General features: G+C 68.4%; 14 protein-coding genes. 11 read left to right on the top strand and 3 right to left on the bottom strand.

Translation table 11 applies throughout. The features are described 5' to 3' along the window. The first annotated feature begins 1403 nt into the window (after positions 1-1403). The 11 genes from ACZ5MC_RS10995 (at position 1404) to ACZ5MC_RS10945 (ending at position 9373) form a co-directional block, all read left to right on the top strand. On the top strand, positions 1404-1736 hold the full coding sequence (locus tag ACZ5MC_RS10995) for a hypothetical protein (RefSeq protein WP_464517733.1): 333 nt from the start codon (positions 1404-1406) through the stop codon (positions 1734-1736). Between the two features lie 27 nt (positions 1737-1763). Continuing rightward, the gene (locus ACZ5MC_RS10990) at positions 1764-2060 is read left to right on the top strand and encodes a hypothetical protein (protein ID WP_306600400.1); all 297 of its coding nucleotides are present in this window, start codon (positions 1764-1766) and stop codon (positions 2058-2060) included. Between the two features lie 201 nt (positions 2061-2261). Next, a complete protein-coding gene (locus ACZ5MC_RS10985) occupies positions 2262-2579 on the top strand; it encodes a hypothetical protein (protein ID WP_464517732.1) in 318 nt (105 codons plus the stop codon). Between the two features lie 204 nt (positions 2580-2783). Further along, a complete protein-coding gene (locus ACZ5MC_RS10980; RefSeq protein ID WP_464517731.1) occupies positions 2784-3245 on the top strand; it encodes a hypothetical protein in 462 nt (153 codons plus the stop codon). A gap of 281 nt (positions 3246-3526) precedes the next feature. Continuing rightward, positions 3527-3928 carry a VOC family protein gene (locus tag ACZ5MC_RS10975; RefSeq protein ID WP_464517730.1) on the top strand — a complete coding sequence of 134 codons (402 nt, stop codon included), beginning with the start codon at positions 3527-3529 and terminating at the stop codon, positions 3926-3928. 247 nt (positions 3929-4175) lie between these two features. Beyond that, positions 4176-4694: an O-acetyl-ADP-ribose deacetylase gene (locus tag ACZ5MC_RS10970; RefSeq protein WP_464517729.1), complete on the top strand. Its 519-nt coding sequence runs from the start codon at positions 4176-4178 to the stop codon at positions 4692-4694. 123 nt (positions 4695-4817) lie between these two features. Next, positions 4818-5432, top strand: a complete 615-nt coding sequence (locus tag ACZ5MC_RS10965) for a hypothetical protein (protein WP_464517728.1) — start codon at positions 4818-4820, stop codon at positions 5430-5432. Between the two features lie 397 nt (positions 5433-5829). Continuing rightward, positions 5830-6300: a (2Fe-2S)-binding protein gene (locus ACZ5MC_RS10960; RefSeq protein WP_306600392.1), complete on the top strand. Its 471-nt coding sequence runs from the start codon at positions 5830-5832 to the stop codon at positions 6298-6300. Next, the gene (locus tag ACZ5MC_RS10955) at positions 6297-8435 is read left to right on the top strand and encodes a xanthine dehydrogenase family protein molybdopterin-binding subunit (protein ID WP_464517727.1); all 2139 of its coding nucleotides are present in this window, start codon (positions 6297-6299) and stop codon (positions 8433-8435) included. Before ACZ5MC_RS10960 ends, ACZ5MC_RS10955 begins: the two co-directional genes overlap by 4 nt. Before the next feature lie 9 nt (positions 8436-8444). Then, complete coding sequence (locus tag ACZ5MC_RS10950) at positions 8445-9017, top strand: hypothetical protein (RefSeq protein WP_464517726.1); 573 nt, start codon at positions 8445-8447, stop codon at positions 9015-9017. 95 nt (positions 9018-9112) lie between these two features. After that, positions 9113-9373 carry a 4Fe-4S dicluster domain-containing protein gene (locus tag ACZ5MC_RS10945; RefSeq protein ID WP_306600387.1) on the top strand — a complete coding sequence of 87 codons (261 nt, stop codon included), beginning with the start codon at positions 9113-9115 and terminating at the stop codon, positions 9371-9373. 187 nt (positions 9374-9560) lie between these two features. Here the strand turns inward: ACZ5MC_RS10945 and ACZ5MC_RS10940 are convergent, their stop codons facing one another. The 3 genes from ACZ5MC_RS10940 to ACZ5MC_RS10930 all read right to left on the bottom strand — a co-directional run bounded on the left by ACZ5MC_RS10940 (position 9561) and on the right by ACZ5MC_RS10930 (position 16311). Beyond that, on the bottom strand, positions 9561-13238 hold the full coding sequence (locus ACZ5MC_RS10940; RefSeq protein ID WP_464517725.1) for a translocation/assembly module TamB domain-containing protein: 3678 nt from the start codon (positions 13236-13238) through the stop codon (positions 9561-9563). Continuing rightward, a complete protein-coding gene (locus tag ACZ5MC_RS10935; protein ID WP_464517724.1) occupies positions 13235-14983 on the bottom strand; it encodes an autotransporter assembly complex protein TamA in 1749 nt (582 codons plus the stop codon). Before ACZ5MC_RS10935 ends, ACZ5MC_RS10940 begins: the two co-directional genes overlap by 4 nt. 176 nt (positions 14984-15159) lie before the next feature. Further along, complete coding sequence (locus ACZ5MC_RS10930) at positions 15160-16311, bottom strand: acyl-CoA desaturase (protein WP_464517723.1); 1152 nt, start codon at positions 16309-16311, stop codon at positions 15160-15162. Positions 16312-16381: the final 70 nt, after the last annotated feature.

Below are 16381 nucleotides of genomic sequence, written 5' to 3'. Positions count from 1 at the left end.
AGGAGCCTGCCAGTGCGGGATACTTTTGAAGCCCACTCGGGGCAACGCCAGCCACCCCAAAAGAGTTGTCGAATGGATCTGGGCATTCGGAATCTAGGCAGTGTGCAGTGGCATTTCGGGCAATGCCTTACCGGTTCGAGCGCCATCACGAGGAGGGTCACCACAACTACGATCGTGATACATATGGCAATTCCTTGGACAGAATGATCCATGTCCACCCCCTCTTCCCAAAGCGGCCCCGATGCCCCAGGGAATGCGTCCCCGTCCCATCAAATATCCGGACGACGCAGAAGGTTCCTTGCTCCGTAATATGGGGTCTATCACGCTCTTTCGCCTTGACCAGCCAAAGTGTGTTGCGCCGCGAGTTTAACAGTAAAAAAAGCGCTCGTCCCCCTATCCTTGCGTTCAACCGGGGCCCCGCCTTTTGGATGCCTTCAAATCGTTTTCTTGCTCAATCTTCCCTTCTCCCACGTTCCCGTCGCCAAGTTGGGGCTCCCCCGAAGGCCACGGTAGGCAGGCTTCTCCGCGCCGGTATCAGCTGGCGAAAAACCCAGAGCTACATCACCAGGGCAAGCCGCAGCCCGATGGGCAATCAGCGCGCTTCTCCTCCGAGCGTTTCAACTGGGGGCCCATCCCACCGCGCCGTCCCAACGAGGTAATATCCACGCGCCGGTCCAAACCCAGCGTTCGGGATCGGACCCCAACCTGCGGTTCTCCCGGTGGTATCGTCTTTCCGGATGCCCTTCTCCCCCGTTCGCGGCGCAAGGCCCAGGCCAGATCAACTTCGGGGTTGGGGCATGGGGCGCGCGGCTCCTTGCTGCAACAACGGCACGCCGCGCCGTGCGCCGACTCCAGGGTAGGGCTCGGTAGGCAACTGCGCAGGACACGACCTAGCCTGGATACGTTGAAGTTTTCTTTGCTGTAATGGTGAAATCTATAAAGCATGGCCGATGATCTCGAGATCCACCACCGCTTAGATACCGCCTCGTTCCTTTCAATATTCCATTATTCTCCAATGTCAGTTTGAACCAACAGGCATCCATGCCATCCGTGGCATAACCATCGATTATCAAGGTTTTTGTCTCAGAATCCCAATGCCCCAGAAGCCTTGGAAAGGCGGTGTTTCCTTGCACAGTAATAGTTACCGATCCGTCATTGTCAGGATGCATATGCCAAATATAGGTATTAGTTCCCCCGGGCGCTGCATCCACACAATTGCAATCGCCCTCAATACCAGTTACCTGCCAAACCCCCTGCAGAGGGTGCAGTTCTTGACAGGATGCCGAAGCGGACACAAGACAGGGAACGACAAGGACCAGCCTAGTCAACATAGATCTTCTCCTAATCCAGTAGGTTGGAAGGGTGAACGGGGTGACGCTTCCACTGCTTGCCAACAAAATGCAGTGGATAGCGTATTGGTTTCACCAAGATTCGACTTTTCGCGCGCCAATCCTACCCCAGCGTTCGAGGTCGCACCCCAATACCTGCCTGGCGTGATCTCCGGGGATGGCGAAGAACTCGATGCCGATGTTCTCGCCGTGCTGGAACCCATTCAAACCTTCCATGGACGTTGCATTGCCATTGTCCACCGGCTCGAGGAAGACGATGACAAAGTCGAAGTCGTCCCAGAGGGCATCGATTTATCTGATTCACAAATTCGAGAAATGACCTATTTTCAAGAACAGTATTTCTCTTCCTTCCTAATCCGCAAATGTCCCAAACCCGGTTTGACCTGAACGGAACACGACCTTCCTGGAGAGGCGATGAAGATCCTCGCGCTTGAGAATGAACTTCCCGGATTGTCCGCCAAGGATTTTGCGCCGTATCTTGAAGCAGAGGCCCAAAGGGTCTGGGAGCTCCAGCAAGCGGACCTCATCCGTGAAATCTATTTCCGCCCTGACCTGCATTCGGCGGTGCTGGTCCTGGAATGCGAGAGCCTCCCGGAAGCCGAATCAATTCTGGCTTCACTTCCACTTGTCTCAAACAGCCTCATCCGTTTTGAACTGGTTCCCCTGGCGCCATATTCCGGCTATTCGAGGCTCTTCTCCAAGCAAGGCTGATGGCAGGGTTGGCCCGCATGGAAATACTGAGCCATCCCAACGAGGTATGATTGGCCCGCCGGTCCCAGTCCGGCGTCCGAGGTCGGACCCCAACCTGACCTCCGCCCTTTGAGGCAGGATCCATCCCATCCTCCTTTCCCCCATTCGCGCCCCCAGGTTGGGGCCGACGCAACTTCGGCGTCAGGATTTCCGGGTGGTCTCATGAAGGTCAATCAGCCAACCAACCCATCCGCCCGCAATTGGATCCTGGCGTTTGCTGCCGTTACAATGGCATCCCTCGCCCTTGCCACCAGTGGCCACGTTGCCTACGCTGCCCTTGGGTTTGGCGGTATCGATTCTGCTCAATGGGAATTCGCCGTTCCAAGCACATTGGCTCTCCTGGTCGTGGCCGGCCTCCTCGGTCGTTTTGCTTACCGAAGGGCGCCAACAAGGGCCATGGCATGGACAATCGCGCTCGCCTTATTTGCAAATATTGCACCGTGGGCCGTTATCGTCTATAAGTTCCACTTGATCGAGTGACCCGGGATCAGGTCTCAACACGCGCGTTCCATCCGCTCATCCCACCGACGGCAGGTTTGCGGGCCGGTCCTGAGAGGTCGAACCCCGGCCTGCGCTTCTCCCTTGGTGGTATCGTCTTTCCGGTCTCCCTTCTCCCCCTTCGCGCCGCCAGGTTGGGACCGACTCGACCTCGGCTCCAGGTATCACCCAGCATGAGGTGCCGAAATGGAGCGAAAGCGCATTGCACTCGCCGGTTTGATTCTGTTCGGGGTCGCATTGGCGTGGAATGCCCTTCTTCACCTTGTCCTTCTGGCCAAGGTCAATGCCTTGGTGCTGCACCTTCGCCGCCCCAACCAGCCATGGGTGATTCCGACCTCCCTCCTTCTGACGGCTGGCATTGTCACGCTCTTCCTGCTCGGTTATCTGCGCTTTTCCAGGCGTCCAACCCTGAGGGAGGGCCTGACCTACGGCTTGTCCTTCGGGCTCCTGGCGGGTCTACTGGTCGATCTCAATCAATTCCTCCTCTACCCTATCCCCGCCAAGGTTGCTGCCTGCTGGTTTGCCGGCGGCCTTCTCGAGTTCAGCTTTTACGGCATCCTTCTCGCCAAGATCATCCCTCCCAAAGAGCCAATGCCGGAGTCGGTGCGGTCCAAAGGGCCGTCCCACCGCGCCGTCCCAACGAGGTGATATTCACGCGCCGGTCCCAACCCCGCGTTCGAGGTCTGACCCCAACCTGCACTTCCCCCCTTGGCTGTATCGTCTATCCGATCCTCCTTCTCCCCCGTTTGTGGCGCCAGGTGGCCCTTTGCGTCGGCGCCGAATACGGCGAGCACGAATTCTTCTTCGGTGCCAAGGCACCGCTCCCCTTGGTGGTATCGTCTTTCCCTTATCCCCCGATCGGGGCCGACCCGGCTTCGGCGCCAGATCGCAACCCCATCGTAAAACCTGCCAGGCCAAAGGAGGACGGCATGATCAACCAGGTTTTCCTGACCCTTCCCGTCGCCGACCTCGAGAGGTCGGTCGCCTTCTTCAAGGCGCTTGGTTTTGCTCACAACCCGCAGTTCAGCGACGAGACGGCTGCGTGCATCATCATCAATGAAACCATTTCCGTGATGCTGGGAACCCACGCGAAGTTTCGTGAGTTCACGCCCAAGGCCGTCTGCGACACAAGTCAGGCCGCCGAGGTCCTGATTTCCCTCAGCTGTGAGAGCCGCGAGCAGGTGGATGAACTGGTTGCCAAGGCCCTTGCCGCGGGTGGTTCAACCTACGATAAACCCGAGGATTTCGGGTTCATGTACACCCACAGCTTCGTCGACCTGGATGGTCATGGGTGGGGGGTGCTCCACATGGTTTCCAATCCTGAGTCCTAGGGGTGCTTGGGTTTCAGCCGCGGCGGGTCCGGCTGGCTCCGGGCACGAGGATCCCATGGGCCCAGCGGTGCTCCGCGTCCTGATGCGGCGCCCCTGAAGGCCCCGGTAGACAACTGCCGTTTGGAAATCCGTTCAACGGCCCTTTTCCATCAACCTGGAGAAGCCGGTCCCCAACCTGCACTTCTCCCCGTGGTGGTATCGTCTTTGCGATTCCCCTCCTCCCCCTTCACGGCGCCAGGACCACCCGATGAACTCGACGATTCGCGCCCAGCTCGGCGACATCACCCACCTGGATGTGGACGCCATCGTCAACGCCGCCAATTCGTCCCTGCTTGGCGGAGGTGGGGTCGACGGAGCCATCCACCGTGCGGCTGGGCCCGACCTGGTTCATGAATGCCGATTGCTGGGGGGCTGCAGGCCTGGTGAAGCGAAGATGACCAAGGGGTACCGGCTCCCGGCTCGACACGTGATCCATACGGTGGGCCCCGTCTGGCGGGGCGGGGCCTGGCAGGAAGCGGACGTGCTCAGGTCATGCTATCTCCGGTGCCTGGAGCTGGCCTCGGAGCATTCCATCCACTCCATCGCCTTCCCGAGCATCAGCACGGGCATCTTCGGCTACCCCATCGAAAGCGCCTGCCGGATTGCCGTGTCGACCACGCGCGCCTTCCTCGCCAGACCCAGCTCCATCGTCGAAGTCGTCTTCTGCTGCTTCAGCCCGTCCGACCTGGAGGTCTACGAAGGCGTTCTCAAGGGCCTTCCCACCTAGTCCCACATCGATCGGTCCCCACCCGTCTTCGGCCTCCATCACCCATGGGGGCGGCCACGGGCCGCGTTCCGCCGCGGGCAGGGGGCCGGGAGCGACCGCTTTGAAATGAGCTATAGTCGAGCCATGCTTCCCGACTCTTTCGCCATAATCGGTGCGGTCATTGGCTCGCTCGGCGGATTCTATTACGTGTTTGAAACCATGGCCGGCCGGGCCCAGCCCAACCGCATCACCTGGCTGCTTTGGGGAATCTTCCCGATGGTCATCTTCGTGGCGCAGAGGGTGCAGGGGGTTCCGGGCGTTTCGTGGGCGTCCTTTGCCGCCGGCCTGACGCCGCTGCTGGTCGTCGCAGCATCCTTCTTCAACAGGAATGCCTACTGGAAAACCGAACCGCGGGACTACGGCCTGATGGCGGCGGCCATCCTCGGCATCCTCCTCTGGGGCATCACCCGCAATCCGAACCTGGCCCTGCTCTTCTCCCTGCTGGCCGATATGCTGGCGAGCGTCCCGACCCTCCTCAAGGCCCATCGCCACCCCCGCTCCGAAAGCTGGGTGGCCTACGCGATCAGCGCCACCGGCTTCGGAATCAGCCTTCTTTCGGTTCAGACCTTCAACTTCCAGAGTGCGGCGTTCGTGGCCTACGTTTTCCTCCTCAACGCCGCCCTGGCGATGCTGGCCTCGATGCGCGCATCCTCGGGAACCCCAACCCCGGGGCCGGGAGGCGCGCATGACAATGCCTAGTCCTTTCGGGCCGTTCCATCGCTGACCTCCACGCACCTTGAAAAGGGGCTTGCGGTTGAAGGTCAGCACGAAGGCCTTCCCGTCAGGGGTCGTTTCCAGCCCGTACCGGGTGGCGCGGCCCTTGAAGGAAGGTCGGCTCCCCCTCCAGGCCTGGAGAGCCGTCAGCCCCAGGATCGCTCCGGGCGCGGGCGACCGCTCCGCCTCGCCAGGCATGGCGCCCGGCAGCCTCTTCGAGGTTGGACCCGGCGGGGCGGAGCCGGCCGGGTTTCAGGACGGATTTCCATTTCTTGAAAATACGACTGATATGAACCACCCCTCAAATCCCGGGATGGGGATCCGTCACCGATCGGCCTGCTGGGCATCCAAGGGAGGTTCCAGGACGTACGGAGGTGAAGCGATGCTGAAGCTGACCGTGAACGGGAAGGCCCGGACCGTGGATGCCCGGCCGGACATGCCGCTGCTCTGGGTGCTCCGGGACAGGCTGGGGCTCACGGGCACCAAGCTGGGGTGCGGCATGGCCCAGTGCGGCGCCTGCACGGTGCACCTGGACGGGGAGGCCGTCCGCTCCTGCGTGACTCCGGTGTCCCGGGCGGTGGGCAAACAGGTGGTGACCATCGAGGGCCTTTCCCCGGACAACCGCCATCCCCTTCAACTGGCCTGGCTCGAGGCGGACGTGCCCCAGTGCGGCTACTGCCAGTCCGGCCAGATCATGGCCGCCGCGGTGCTCCTGCGGGAAAAGGCCGACCCCACGGACGAGGACATCGATCGATGTTTGGCTGGCAACCTTTGCCGCTGTGGCACCTACCAGCGCATCCGCGCCGCCGTCCACCGGGCTGCCGAACTCGCCGCCAAGGGAGGTGGCCGATGACCGGGACCCTGACCCGCCGCGATTTCCTCAAGGCCGGTGGCGCCGCGGCAGGAGGACTGACGGTCGCCTTCCTGGTGCCGGCCGCCTCCCGGGCCGCCCAGGCCGTGGAGCCCGCCGCCCCCTTCGCCCCCAACGCCTTCCTGCGCATCGGCAGCGACGACCGCATCACGGTGCTCCTGTCCCATTCGGAAATGGGCCAGGGCATCTGGACCACCCTGCCCATGCTCATCGCCGAGGAGCTGGACGCGGACTGGTCCAGGGTGCGGGCCGAGCATGCCCCCGCCGCCCCAGCCTACGCCCACGCGGTCTTCGGCATGCAGATGACCGGCGGCTCCAGCAGCACCTGGTCCGAGTTCGACCGGTACCGCCAGGCCGGGGCCCTGGCCCGGGCCCTCCTGATCCAGGCCGCCGCCCAGCGTTTCGGGGTGGATCCCTCCCAGTGCCGCACGGACAACGGCGTGGTCCACGCGGGGGACCGCAAGGCCACCTATGGCGAGCTGGCGGTGGCGGCCTCCAGGCTGCCGGCCCCGGGCCCCATCCCCCTCAAGGATCCCCGGGACTGGAAGATCATCGGCCAGCCCCGGCGCCGGCTGGACGGGCCGGAAAAGGTGAACGGCCGGGCCATCTTCGGGATGGACGTGCAGTTCCCGGGCCTGCTCACGGCCCTGGTGGCCCGGCCTCCGGTGTTCGGGGCCAAGGTCCGGTCCTTCGATGCGGCCCGCGCGAAGGCCGTCCCGGGCGTGCGCGCGGTGCTCCAGGTGCCCAGCGGCGTGGCGGTGGTGGCCGAGGACTTCTGGGCGGCCGAGCGCGGGCGGGACGCCCTGGCGGTGGCCTGGGACCTGGGCCCCAACGCGGGGCTGGACACCGGATCCCTCTTCAAGGAGTTCCGGCGCCTGGCGGCCACCCCGGGAAAGGTGGCGGCCCAGGCCGGCGACGCCTCCTCCGTGCTGGCCAAGGCCTCCAAGGTCCTGGAGGCCGAGTACGCCGTGCCCTACCTCGCCCACGCCCCCATGGAACCGCTCAACTGCACCGTGAAGCTGGGCCCGGACAGCTGCGAGATCTGGAGCGGGACCCAGTTCCAGGGCCCCGATCACCAGGCCGCCGCCCGCATCACGGGCCTCAAGCCCAGCCAGATCACCCTCCACACCGTCTTCCTCGGGGGCGGGTTCGGACGCAGGGCGAACCCCACGTCCGATTTCGTCACCGAGGCCCTGCACGTGGCCAAGGCGGCGGGCAGGCCCGTCAAGGTGGTGTGGACCCGCGAGGACGACATCCGGGGCGGCTACTACCGCTCGGGCTTCCTGCACCGGGCCCGGGTGGCCCTGGGGGCCGACGGCCTGCCCGAAGCCTGGCAGCACACCCTGGTGGGGCAGTCCATCCTGGTGGGCACGCCCTTCGAAGCCATGATGATGAAGAACGGCATCGACCCCACCTCCACGGAGGGCGTGGCGGATTCCCCCTACCTCGCGGGCGTCCCCCACCACCACGTGAGCCTCCACAGCCCCAGCACCGGGGTGCCCGTGCTGTGGTGGCGCTCCGTGGGCCACAGCCACACGGCCTTCGTGATGGAGAGCCTCATCGACGAACTGGCCCATGCCGCGGGCGTGGACCCGCTGGCCTACCGCCGCCGCCTGCTCCAGCCCCACCCCCGCCACCTGGCGGTGCTGGAGCTGGCCGCGGAGAAGGCCGGCTGGGGCCGTCCCGTGGCCGCGGGCCATGCCCTGGGCCTGGCGGTCCACGAGTCCTTCGGCAGCTTCGTGGCGCAGGTGGCCGAGGTGTCCGTGGACCAGGGCCGGCCCCGGGTCCACCGGGTGGTCTGCGCCGTGGACTGCGGGCTGGCGGTGAACCCCGAAGGGGTGCGGGCCCAGATGGAAGGGGCGGTGGTCTTCGGGCTCACGGCGGCCCTGCACGGCGAGATCACCTTCGCCCAGGGCCGGGTCCGGCAGGGGAACTTCCACGACTATCCCCTGCTCCGGATCAACGAGATGCCCCGGGTGGAGGTCCACATCCTGCCCAGCACCGCGAAGATGGGCGGCATCGGCGAGCCCGGGGTGCCCCCGGTGGCGCCGGCGGTGGCCAATGCCCTCTTCCTCCTCACCGGCCAGCGGGTGAGGCACCTGCCCATCCGGCTCTAGGAGTCCGCAATGCTCCCCTCGATCCGGCATTTCCTCCTCGGCCTGGCCCTCGCGGCCGGCCCCCTCCACGCGGCCAAGCCCGCGCCCCCGCCGACCGCGGCGGAGGCCAAGGCCGCCTTCCTGGAGGCCTACAAGGTCTTCATGCACCCCCGGTGCATGAACTGCCACCCCGACGGCAACCGCCCCCTCCAGGGCGAGGACAGCCATCCCCACACCCAGAACGTCGTTCGAGGCCCTTCCGGCGAGGGGGTCTACGCCCTCAAATGCATGAACTGCCACCAGACGGCCAACGTGCCGGGCCCTGGCATGCCCCCCGGCAACCCCGCATGGCGCCTGCCTCCCCCCGAAATGCCGCTGGTCTTCCAGGGCCGCAGCCCCGCGGCCCTGGCCCGGCAGCTCAAGGACCCGGACCAGAACGGGGGCTTGACCCTCGCCCAGCTGCTTCGCCACGTGGCGGAGGATCCCCTGGTGAAGGCCGGCTGGAACCCGGGCGAAGGCAGGCCCCGGCCGCCCATCTCCCAGAAGGCCTTCGCGCGCCTCATGAAGCGCTGGATCGAGGGCGGGGCGCCCGCTCCCGAGTAGGGCGTCCTCCGGCCGGGACCCGGCCTTGCGCGACCGGAGATCCAGACTAAATTTGGCAGGGCCTCATCAGCGCACCTCTGGAAAGGAGGCGGGGCATGACCTACGTGATCACGGAACCCTGCATCGGAACGAAGGATACGGCTTGTGTCGAGGTCTGTCCGGTGGATTGCATCCATCCAGCCAAGGCCGAAGGGGACTTCGACAAGGTCGACCAGCTGTTCATCGACCCCGACACCTGCATCGACTGCGGCGCCTGCGTGAGCGAGTGCCCGGTGAACGCCATCTTCCCGAAGGATGAGGTGCCGGCCGGGTTCGAGTCCTACATCGAGAAGAACGCCGATTACTTCAAACACTAGGGCGCCCGGTTAACGATCGAGCCTGGTTCCGGCCCATCGCCTGGACCTGGAATCGCAGGGCGGGCCCTGCCAACGGGCTGCTTTTCGGAGGGTGTTCGGACCGGAGCGTGCGCGATGCCGGTCGTGAACGTCCAGACGCTGATCCCCCATGGCGCGGCCCGGGGTGGTGCTCGTGATCCCCCAGACCCTACTTGAATTCAAGCTTGTAATAGATATCCACGCCGCTTTCGGTGCCGGTCTGGGCCTCCGCCTGCACGTGCTTCTGCAGATCGAACCGCAGCAGGAACAGGTTGCCGCCCGTGAAGAGGGACCGGCCGTAGCTTACGAACAGGCGCGGGGTCAGGTATTTGCCCAGGGTCATCATGGCCTGGGCCGCGGGCACCGCCTGGGCGTTGGCGGCCGCGGCGGACGTGGAGACCAGGGGCTTGTAGCCCATGAGCCGGGGATCGTCCCCTGGGGCGGTGCGGATATCCAGGGTGCTCAGGCCCAGGCGGGACTTGATGCGGTCCTGGAGGACGGCGGACTGGCCCTTGCTGATGAGGTAGGACGAGGCCCGGCCCATGAGGTCCACGCCGGCGCCGCCCGCGGCGCCGAGGGCATGGCCCATGACGATGTAGGACAGCTTGTCCTCGTCCGGCATGGCGGGGTCGGAGTACAGGGCCGTCACGGGGGCGGTCAGGGGCCCCGTCACGGTGACCCCGGCCTTCACCTCCCCCACCTGCCGCACGGCCAGGACATCCAGGGTGGGATCGGCCAGGGGGCCGCCTGCGTAGTAGAGGCGGCCGCGGGTGATGTCCAGGTCCACCCCGTAGGTGCGGAAACGGCCCTGCACGACCTGGATCTGCCCCTGGCTTTGCACCTGGTCCGGGTTGCTGAAGACCAGCATCAGCTCCCCCCCCAGCCGGGCGTCGATGGGCCCGGTGGACACCAGCACGTGGTCGCCGAAGCGCAGCTTCACGCGGGCGTCCAGGGCCAGGGGGAAGGCCCTGGCCGCGGCCGCCTCGCGGCCCAGGACCCGCACGTCGGCGCTGGGGGCCTGCAGGCCGTGGTCGGGTTCGCCGGTGATCTTCAGGGTCGGCAGAAGGACCTCCCCGCGCACCTGCAGGCGGCCGGGGCCGCCTTCGAAGGTGAGGGCGGGCGAGGCCAGGGCGTCCACCTCCGGGAAGGCCACCACCTGGAAGTCCTTGCCCTCCAGGGCCCCCTTCCAGGACACCAGGCTGGGGCCCGCCAGGTGGAAGTCCGCCGAGCCCTGCAGGGACCCGGGCCCCGACGCGGCATGGAAATCCTGGAGGCGGATCAGGTCCTTCTCCAGCAGGGCCGTGCAGCGGACGTCGCGCAGGGTGATGCCGGCGGCGGGCAGGTAGGCCCCGGCCCCGGACAGCACCACGCGCCCGGCGAGGGCGGGCGCCCGGGGGGAGCCCCGCAGGCGCAGGTCCAGCTCCAGCTCACCGCTCGTCTCCTGGGCAAGGGACGGCAGGTGGGCCCCGAGCAGGCCCCTCTCCTGGATCCGCCCGGCCAGGGACGCCTCCAGGGCGCCGTCGCGGTCCAGGACCAGGGGCCAGCGGGCCGCCAGCGGGAGGCGGAAGCCGCCCTTCACGCCGCCGTGCCCGGCCAGCGCCAGGTCCAGGTCGCCCTTCAGGGCCTCGCCGCTCCAGGTCCAGGCGAGCGTGGTGCTGCCCAGCACCGCTTCCACTTCGCCGCCGGAGGTCCGGCCGTGGACCCGGCCCTGGGTGAGATCAGCCCGGCCGGTCACCGTGAAGCTGCGGTCGGCCTGGACCCTGGCCTGGACCTTGCCGGCGAGACGGCCCTCCACGGCGATCCCGGACGGAAGCCAGGGCCGCGCCCAGGCGGGATCCAGGTCGTTCCAGGCGAGGTCCAGGCTGCCCCCGGGAGGCAGGGCCAGCCGCGCCGGGCCGGGGGCCGAAAACCGCGCGTCCAGGCCGCCGCCCCCGGCCAGGCGGAGGCCCAGGGCGCCCTGGAGGCCGCGGTCGTCCCCGGCCGCCTCCAGGCTGGCCCCTTCCAGGACCCAGGTCCGTCCGCCGGAGGCGAGGCTGCCCCGGACCTGGACCTGGCTGGACAGGGTCAGGCGGCCGTCGTCCCGGAGCTCGCCGGAGGCCCTGCCCGTGGTGGCCCCCTGCACCTCCAGGCCGGCGATCCAGGAGCGCAGGCGGCCCAGGTCCAGGCTGTCCCAGGCCGCGGAGGCGCTGCCTCGGACGGGGTTCAGGAGGATCCGGGCGGAAGCGTCCAGCCGTTCCGGGCCGCGGCCCTGGAGGCGGAAGGCGGCGATCCGGACGTGGCCGGGGCCGAACTCCAGCGCCGCCGGAGCCTGGAGGGTCCAGGGGCCGGAGCGGTCCCGGCCGGCCAGGGACAGCAGGGTGCCGGTCCAGGCCCCCTGGGCGTAGCCCCCGGACAAGGCGAGACCCACCTGGGCCTCCCGGCTCCGGAGGGTGGCCTGGAGTTCGTGGCGGGCCACCGTGCCCTGGGCCTTCAGGCCCAGGCTGCCGGCCTGGAAGCGGCCCAGGGCCAGGCCCTCCAGGGCGAGATCCAGGGCCAGGCGGTCCTGAAGCAGCCCCTTGAAGGTCACGCGGTCGAGCTTGCCGCCGAAGCCGGCCAGACCCCTTCCCTGCCCGGCCAGCTCGCCGGTGAACGCGCCCTGGGCGCGCCGGCCCCACCCCTTGGCCTGGAGGCTTCCGCGGGTTCCGGGCAGAAGCAGGGCGAATTCCTGGACCCGCGCTTCCAGCTGGATGCGCTGGCTCAGCCGGCCCGAGGCGGTCACCTCGAAGCCCCGGCCCCGCAGGAACAGGCTCGAAAGGGTCACCTCCCCGCCCTCGCGCAGGAGGCTCAGCCGGCCATCCAGGGCCTGGCCATGCAGGCGGCTCCTCAGGAGGACGGCTTGCACCTCGGTGCGCTCAGCCTGCCCGGCGCCCTTCAGATCGAAGTTCAGGAGCCCCTTCCAGGCGGGGTCCAGCCCCGCGGGATCCAGGCCCCGGCCGGCCAGATCCCCCTGCCATCCGGCCCGCAGGTCCAGTCCCAGGCTGCCGGTGAGGGACCCGTTCAACCAGCGCCCCTGCACGATCTGGAAGGCCAGGCGGGTGGGGGCGAGGCGGAGGGTCCCGTCCACGGCGGCCAGGGACCGCCCCCTGCCCTCCAGGACGCCCTGGACCGGGCCGGCCAGCAGCTCGGATGCGGCGCCCGCTCCCAGCCGCACCCTCAGGGTCGCCTTGTCCACGCCCCCCAGCGGCGCCCCGGGGACCAGGGCCAGATCGGCCTGGAAGGCCGGCTCCCGGAAGGCCACGGCCAGGGTGCCGCCGAGGCGCCCCTGGGGCGTTTCCAGCTCCAGGGCCGGCAGGCTGAGCCGGGAGGCCTCCCAGCGGGCTGAGGTCCGCAGCCGGGTCACCTTCACGGCGGGATCGTCCAGGCGCCGGTACGTCAGATTCGCCACCTCCGCCCGCGCCACCTCGACGCGCAGCCGGGCCACCGCATCCGGCACGGCCGGCCAGAGGAAGGGCTTCGGTTCCGGTTCCCGGGGGGCGTGGTCCCGGACCCGGACCCCCTGGAGGACCAGCGCCTGGACGGGTATGCGGCGGAACGGCAGCGCCCCGGGGTTCCAGTCCAGGTCGGCCCGGTCGATCTCCACGTCCAGCGTGCCCATCGCCAGCCGGACCCCTTCCAGGTGCAGGCGGCCCAGGCGGCCCTCCACCTTCCGGGCCGAATAGACGGCCCCGGAACGCCGGGCCAGGGTCGCCAGGAGCCAGCGGACCCCGCTCCCGGTCCCGCCCAGCCAGCCGGCGACGCCGGCGCAGAGGAGCAGCAGCGCCAGGGCGCCCGCGGCCAGCCCGCGCAGGACCCTGCCCCGGCGGCTCACAGGAAGGCCCCCACGCTGAAGTGGATCCGCCAGCCGGGCGCTTCGTCCCGGATCCGCCGGGCCAGGGACAGGTTGAGGCTGCCCACCGGCGAGCGGTAGTGGAGCCCCACCCCGGCCCCCTGGTGCAGGCGCACTCCCTTGAAGGACTCGAAGGCGTTGCCGGCGTCGTGGAAGATCGAGACGCCCCAGTTGCGGGGCAGCGCCCGTTCCAGCTCCAGGCTGGTGGCCAGGAGCTGTTTGCCGCCCACCACCTTTCCGGCCGCGTCCCGCAGGCCCAGGCTTTGATAGGCATAGCCGCGAACGCTCTGGTCCCCTCCGGCGAAAAAGCGCAGGGTCGGCGGCAGGGCGTCCACCGGCTCGGCGGAGAAGGTGGCGCCCACCCGCAGGCGGCTCTGGAGGGACAACCGGGCCGGCAGGGGCTGGAGGTGGCTCACCGCGCCCAGGAGCTGGACCATGCGGGTGTCGGACCCCAGGGCCCGGTCCGTGCCCCGGGCCTCCAGGGCGACGCGCAGGCCCCGGGTGGGGAGCCTGGGGTCGTCGAGCCGGTCCCGGGTGAAGCGCACGCCGGGAAGCACCAGCCGGGTGCGGTGGTAGAGCCCCACGGAGGTGTAGGCCTCCTGGAGGAACCGCACGTAGGCCGTGCCCAGGGTGCCGGGCCCCAGCGAACGGTTCCGGGCCACCTCCACCGACGCCAGCCGGGTCACCAGATCCGCCAGTTCCTCCTTCTGCAGGATCACCTGCAGGGTGGCGGTGTCCTGCAATCCGGAGCCCATGGGCAGCGTGTAGGTGGAGGAGAGGCCCTGCAGGCGCTGGGAGGCGTAGAGGCTGGTGGTCAGCTCATGGCCCCGGTTCAGCATGTCCAGGTCCCGGTAGCGCACCGAGAAGCGGGGCCCGGTGTCGGTGCCGTAGCCCACCCCGGTGCGCAGGGACCGGCGGGGGCCCTGCTTGAGGTCGATGCGGAGGGTGACGTCGCGGTCTGCCGGTTCCGGGGTGAGGATCACCTCCTTGAAGCGCTCCGAACCGGCCAGCTGCACCTGGGTCAGGCCGAGCCGGGCGCGGGTGAAGGGGTCGCCCGGCTGGAAGGCCACGTACCGCCGGAGAAACGGGGCCGGGTAGTCGGGGGCGCCCAGGAAGCGGGCGTCCTTGAAGCGGTACAGCTCCCCGGTGGCCAGGACCAGGTCCAGCGTGGCGGTCTGGGTGGCGGGGTCCACGACGATCTCGTGGCGGGTGAAGTCGGCGTCCAGGTAGCCCAGCCCTTCGGCGCGGCTCTTGAGGCCCGAGCGCGCCGCCTCGTACTCAGGGTGGATCAGCGGGTCGCCGGGCTTGAGGGGAAAGGCGGCCGCCAGGGCCGCCAGGGTCGGATCGGAGGCGCCGGCGCCGGTGACCTCCACCCGGCGGTGACCGATGCGCACCGGCTCCCCCGCCGCCACCTGGACCTGGAGGTGGCCGCCCGCGGGCCCGGAGCGGGTCACCTGGATCACCGGCCGGTAGTAGCCGAAGGGTTCGAGGGCCAGCTTGACCTTGGCCTCCACCTGGCCGGCGAAGCGGTCCACCCAGCCCCGGTCCACCGCTCCCGGTCCGTCCATGCCCCGGGGGAGGGCCAGGGCCTTGCGCACCTGGTCCCGCAGCGGACCCTCCAGGCCGGTGACGGTCACCTGCACGGCCCCCCCCGGCGGGGCCGGAAGCAGGGGCCCGGACAGGAGCCCGGCGAGGATGGCCACCCGGGCCCGACCCGCCGGATTCATGGGAATCCGCCGGTCCGGACCTGGAGGCCGAGGGGCTTTCCCGCCCCGGGTCCGGCATCAATCCGAGCGGCCAACCCCATCCTTACGCCCCTTTTCAAGTGTGTCCGATCCAGCGTGAAACCCCACGAAGGATGGCATCTCCCGCCCGGCCCTGGAAGCGGGGAAACCGGTCGCGCTCATCCGGCGGATCCCTGGTGGGCCTGGCGGCCGAACCACGAACGCGTGGCCTTCCAGGCGGTCCAGGCTGCCCGGAACCGCGTCCGGTCCGCCTTCCCCTGGGCACGGGCCGCCCGGCGGAGGTCGCCGGCGGTGCGGCCAAGGAGGGTCCTTTGGCGGTTCAGCAGGTCGAAGGTTTCCCGGTGCGCCTGGAAGGCGGCCAGCGCCTCGTCCACCCGGGCCTTGGCAGCCATCAACCGCTCAAGCAGTCCATCGCAGGTGACCGGCCCGGCCGGGGCGAGCAGCGACGTCAGCCGCCGCGCCTCCATGGCGACCCTGGCGCGGCGGATCTCCGTGGCCGGAATCCGCCTCAGCCCCCGGGCGAGCCCCACCCAGGCGAAGGCGGAAATGAGCCATTTCCCGGGGTCCCACTGGTACCATCGCGGCGCGTTCCGGTAGTCCCACGGCCAATGATGGTGGAAATTGTGATAGCCCTCCCCGAAGGTGAAGGGCGCCAGGAACCCGTTGTCCCGGGCGCTGGTGGCGTCCGAAAAGGGCTGGGACCCGAACCTGTGGGCGGCGGAATTGATGAGGAAGGTGCTGTGGTGGGTCAGCACGATGCGCAAAAGCACGCCCATCACCGCCTGCCCCCACACGTCGCCGGTGGCCAGGCCGACGTAGACCGGCGCCAGGGCGACGGCCGCGCCGATCCAGAAGTGGTGCCGGTGCTGCCAGCGCACGAGGGGATCGGCCTGCAGGTCCGCCACCCCCGCCAGGGGCCGGACCTCCCCCTCCATCACCCACAGCCAGTGGGCGTGCCAGAACCCCCTGGAGATCGCATAGGGATCCTCCGCCGGGTCGTCCACGAAGCGGTGATGCCGGCGGTGGTCGCTGCACCACCAAAGCGCGGAGTTCTCGAAGGCCGCGGCGCCCAGCAGCAGAACCGCCAGGCGCAGGGGCCAGGCCGCCTGGAAGGCCCGGTGGCTGAAGAGCCGGTGGTAGCCGACCGTGATGGCCAGCCCGATCAGGACGAACATCAGAACCAGCATCCCGGCCTCGCTCCACCGGAGCCCCTGCAGGACCAGTTTCAGCGGGACCAGGACCACGGCGAGGACCAGCGTCCCCGCGAGGAAGAGGGTGTTGAGGAGGGAACGGCGAGCTCGGGTGGCCATGGGGCACCTCCCAGGGAAGGTCGGCAGCAACTTCCAGGCCACCCGCGCAGGTCCTTGAGATCCCGCGGTG

The organism is Mesoterricola sp. JemC181 (genome assembly GCF_055384585.1).
The sequence above is the reverse complement of the archived record's forward strand: the minus strand, read 5'-3'. Positions and strand labels throughout refer to the sequence as shown.

Excerpts from the sequence above, each read along its gene's own strand:
- ACZ5MC_RS10990 (WP_306600400.1), top strand. The coding sequence starts at position 1,764 with ATGAAGATCCTCGCGCTTGAGAATGAACTTCCCGGATTGTCCGCCAAG.
- ACZ5MC_RS10985 (WP_464517732.1), top strand. The coding sequence starts at position 2,262 with ATGAAGGTCAATCAGCCAACCAACCCATCCGCCCGCAATTGGATCCTG.
- ACZ5MC_RS10980 (WP_464517731.1), top strand. The coding sequence starts at position 2,784 with ATGGAGCGAAAGCGCATTGCACTCGCCGGTTTGATTCTGTTCGGGGTC.
- ACZ5MC_RS10975 (WP_464517730.1), top strand. The coding sequence starts at position 3,527 with ATGATCAACCAGGTTTTCCTGACCCTTCCCGTCGCCGACCTCGAGAGG.
- ACZ5MC_RS10970 (WP_464517729.1), top strand. The coding sequence starts at position 4,176 with ATGAACTCGACGATTCGCGCCCAGCTCGGCGACATCACCCACCTGGAT.
- ACZ5MC_RS10965 (WP_464517728.1), top strand. The coding sequence starts at position 4,818 with ATGCTTCCCGACTCTTTCGCCATAATCGGTGCGGTCATTGGCTCGCTC.
- ACZ5MC_RS10960 (WP_306600392.1), top strand. The coding sequence starts at position 5,830 with ATGCTGAAGCTGACCGTGAACGGGAAGGCCCGGACCGTGGATGCCCGG.
- ACZ5MC_RS10955 (WP_464517727.1), top strand. The coding sequence starts at position 6,297 with ATGACCGGGACCCTGACCCGCCGCGATTTCCTCAAGGCCGGTGGCGCC.
- ACZ5MC_RS10950 (WP_464517726.1), top strand. The coding sequence starts at position 8,445 with ATGCTCCCCTCGATCCGGCATTTCCTCCTCGGCCTGGCCCTCGCGGCC.
- ACZ5MC_RS10945 (WP_306600387.1), top strand. The coding sequence starts at position 9,113 with ATGACCTACGTGATCACGGAACCCTGCATCGGAACGAAGGATACGGCT.
- ACZ5MC_RS10935 (WP_464517724.1), bottom strand. The coding sequence starts at position 14,983 with ATGAATCCGGCGGGTCGGGCCCGGGTGGCCATCCTCGCCGGGCTCCTG.
- ACZ5MC_RS10930 (WP_464517723.1), bottom strand. The coding sequence starts at position 16,311 with ATGGCCACCCGAGCTCGCCGTTCCCTCCTCAACACCCTCTTCCTCGCG.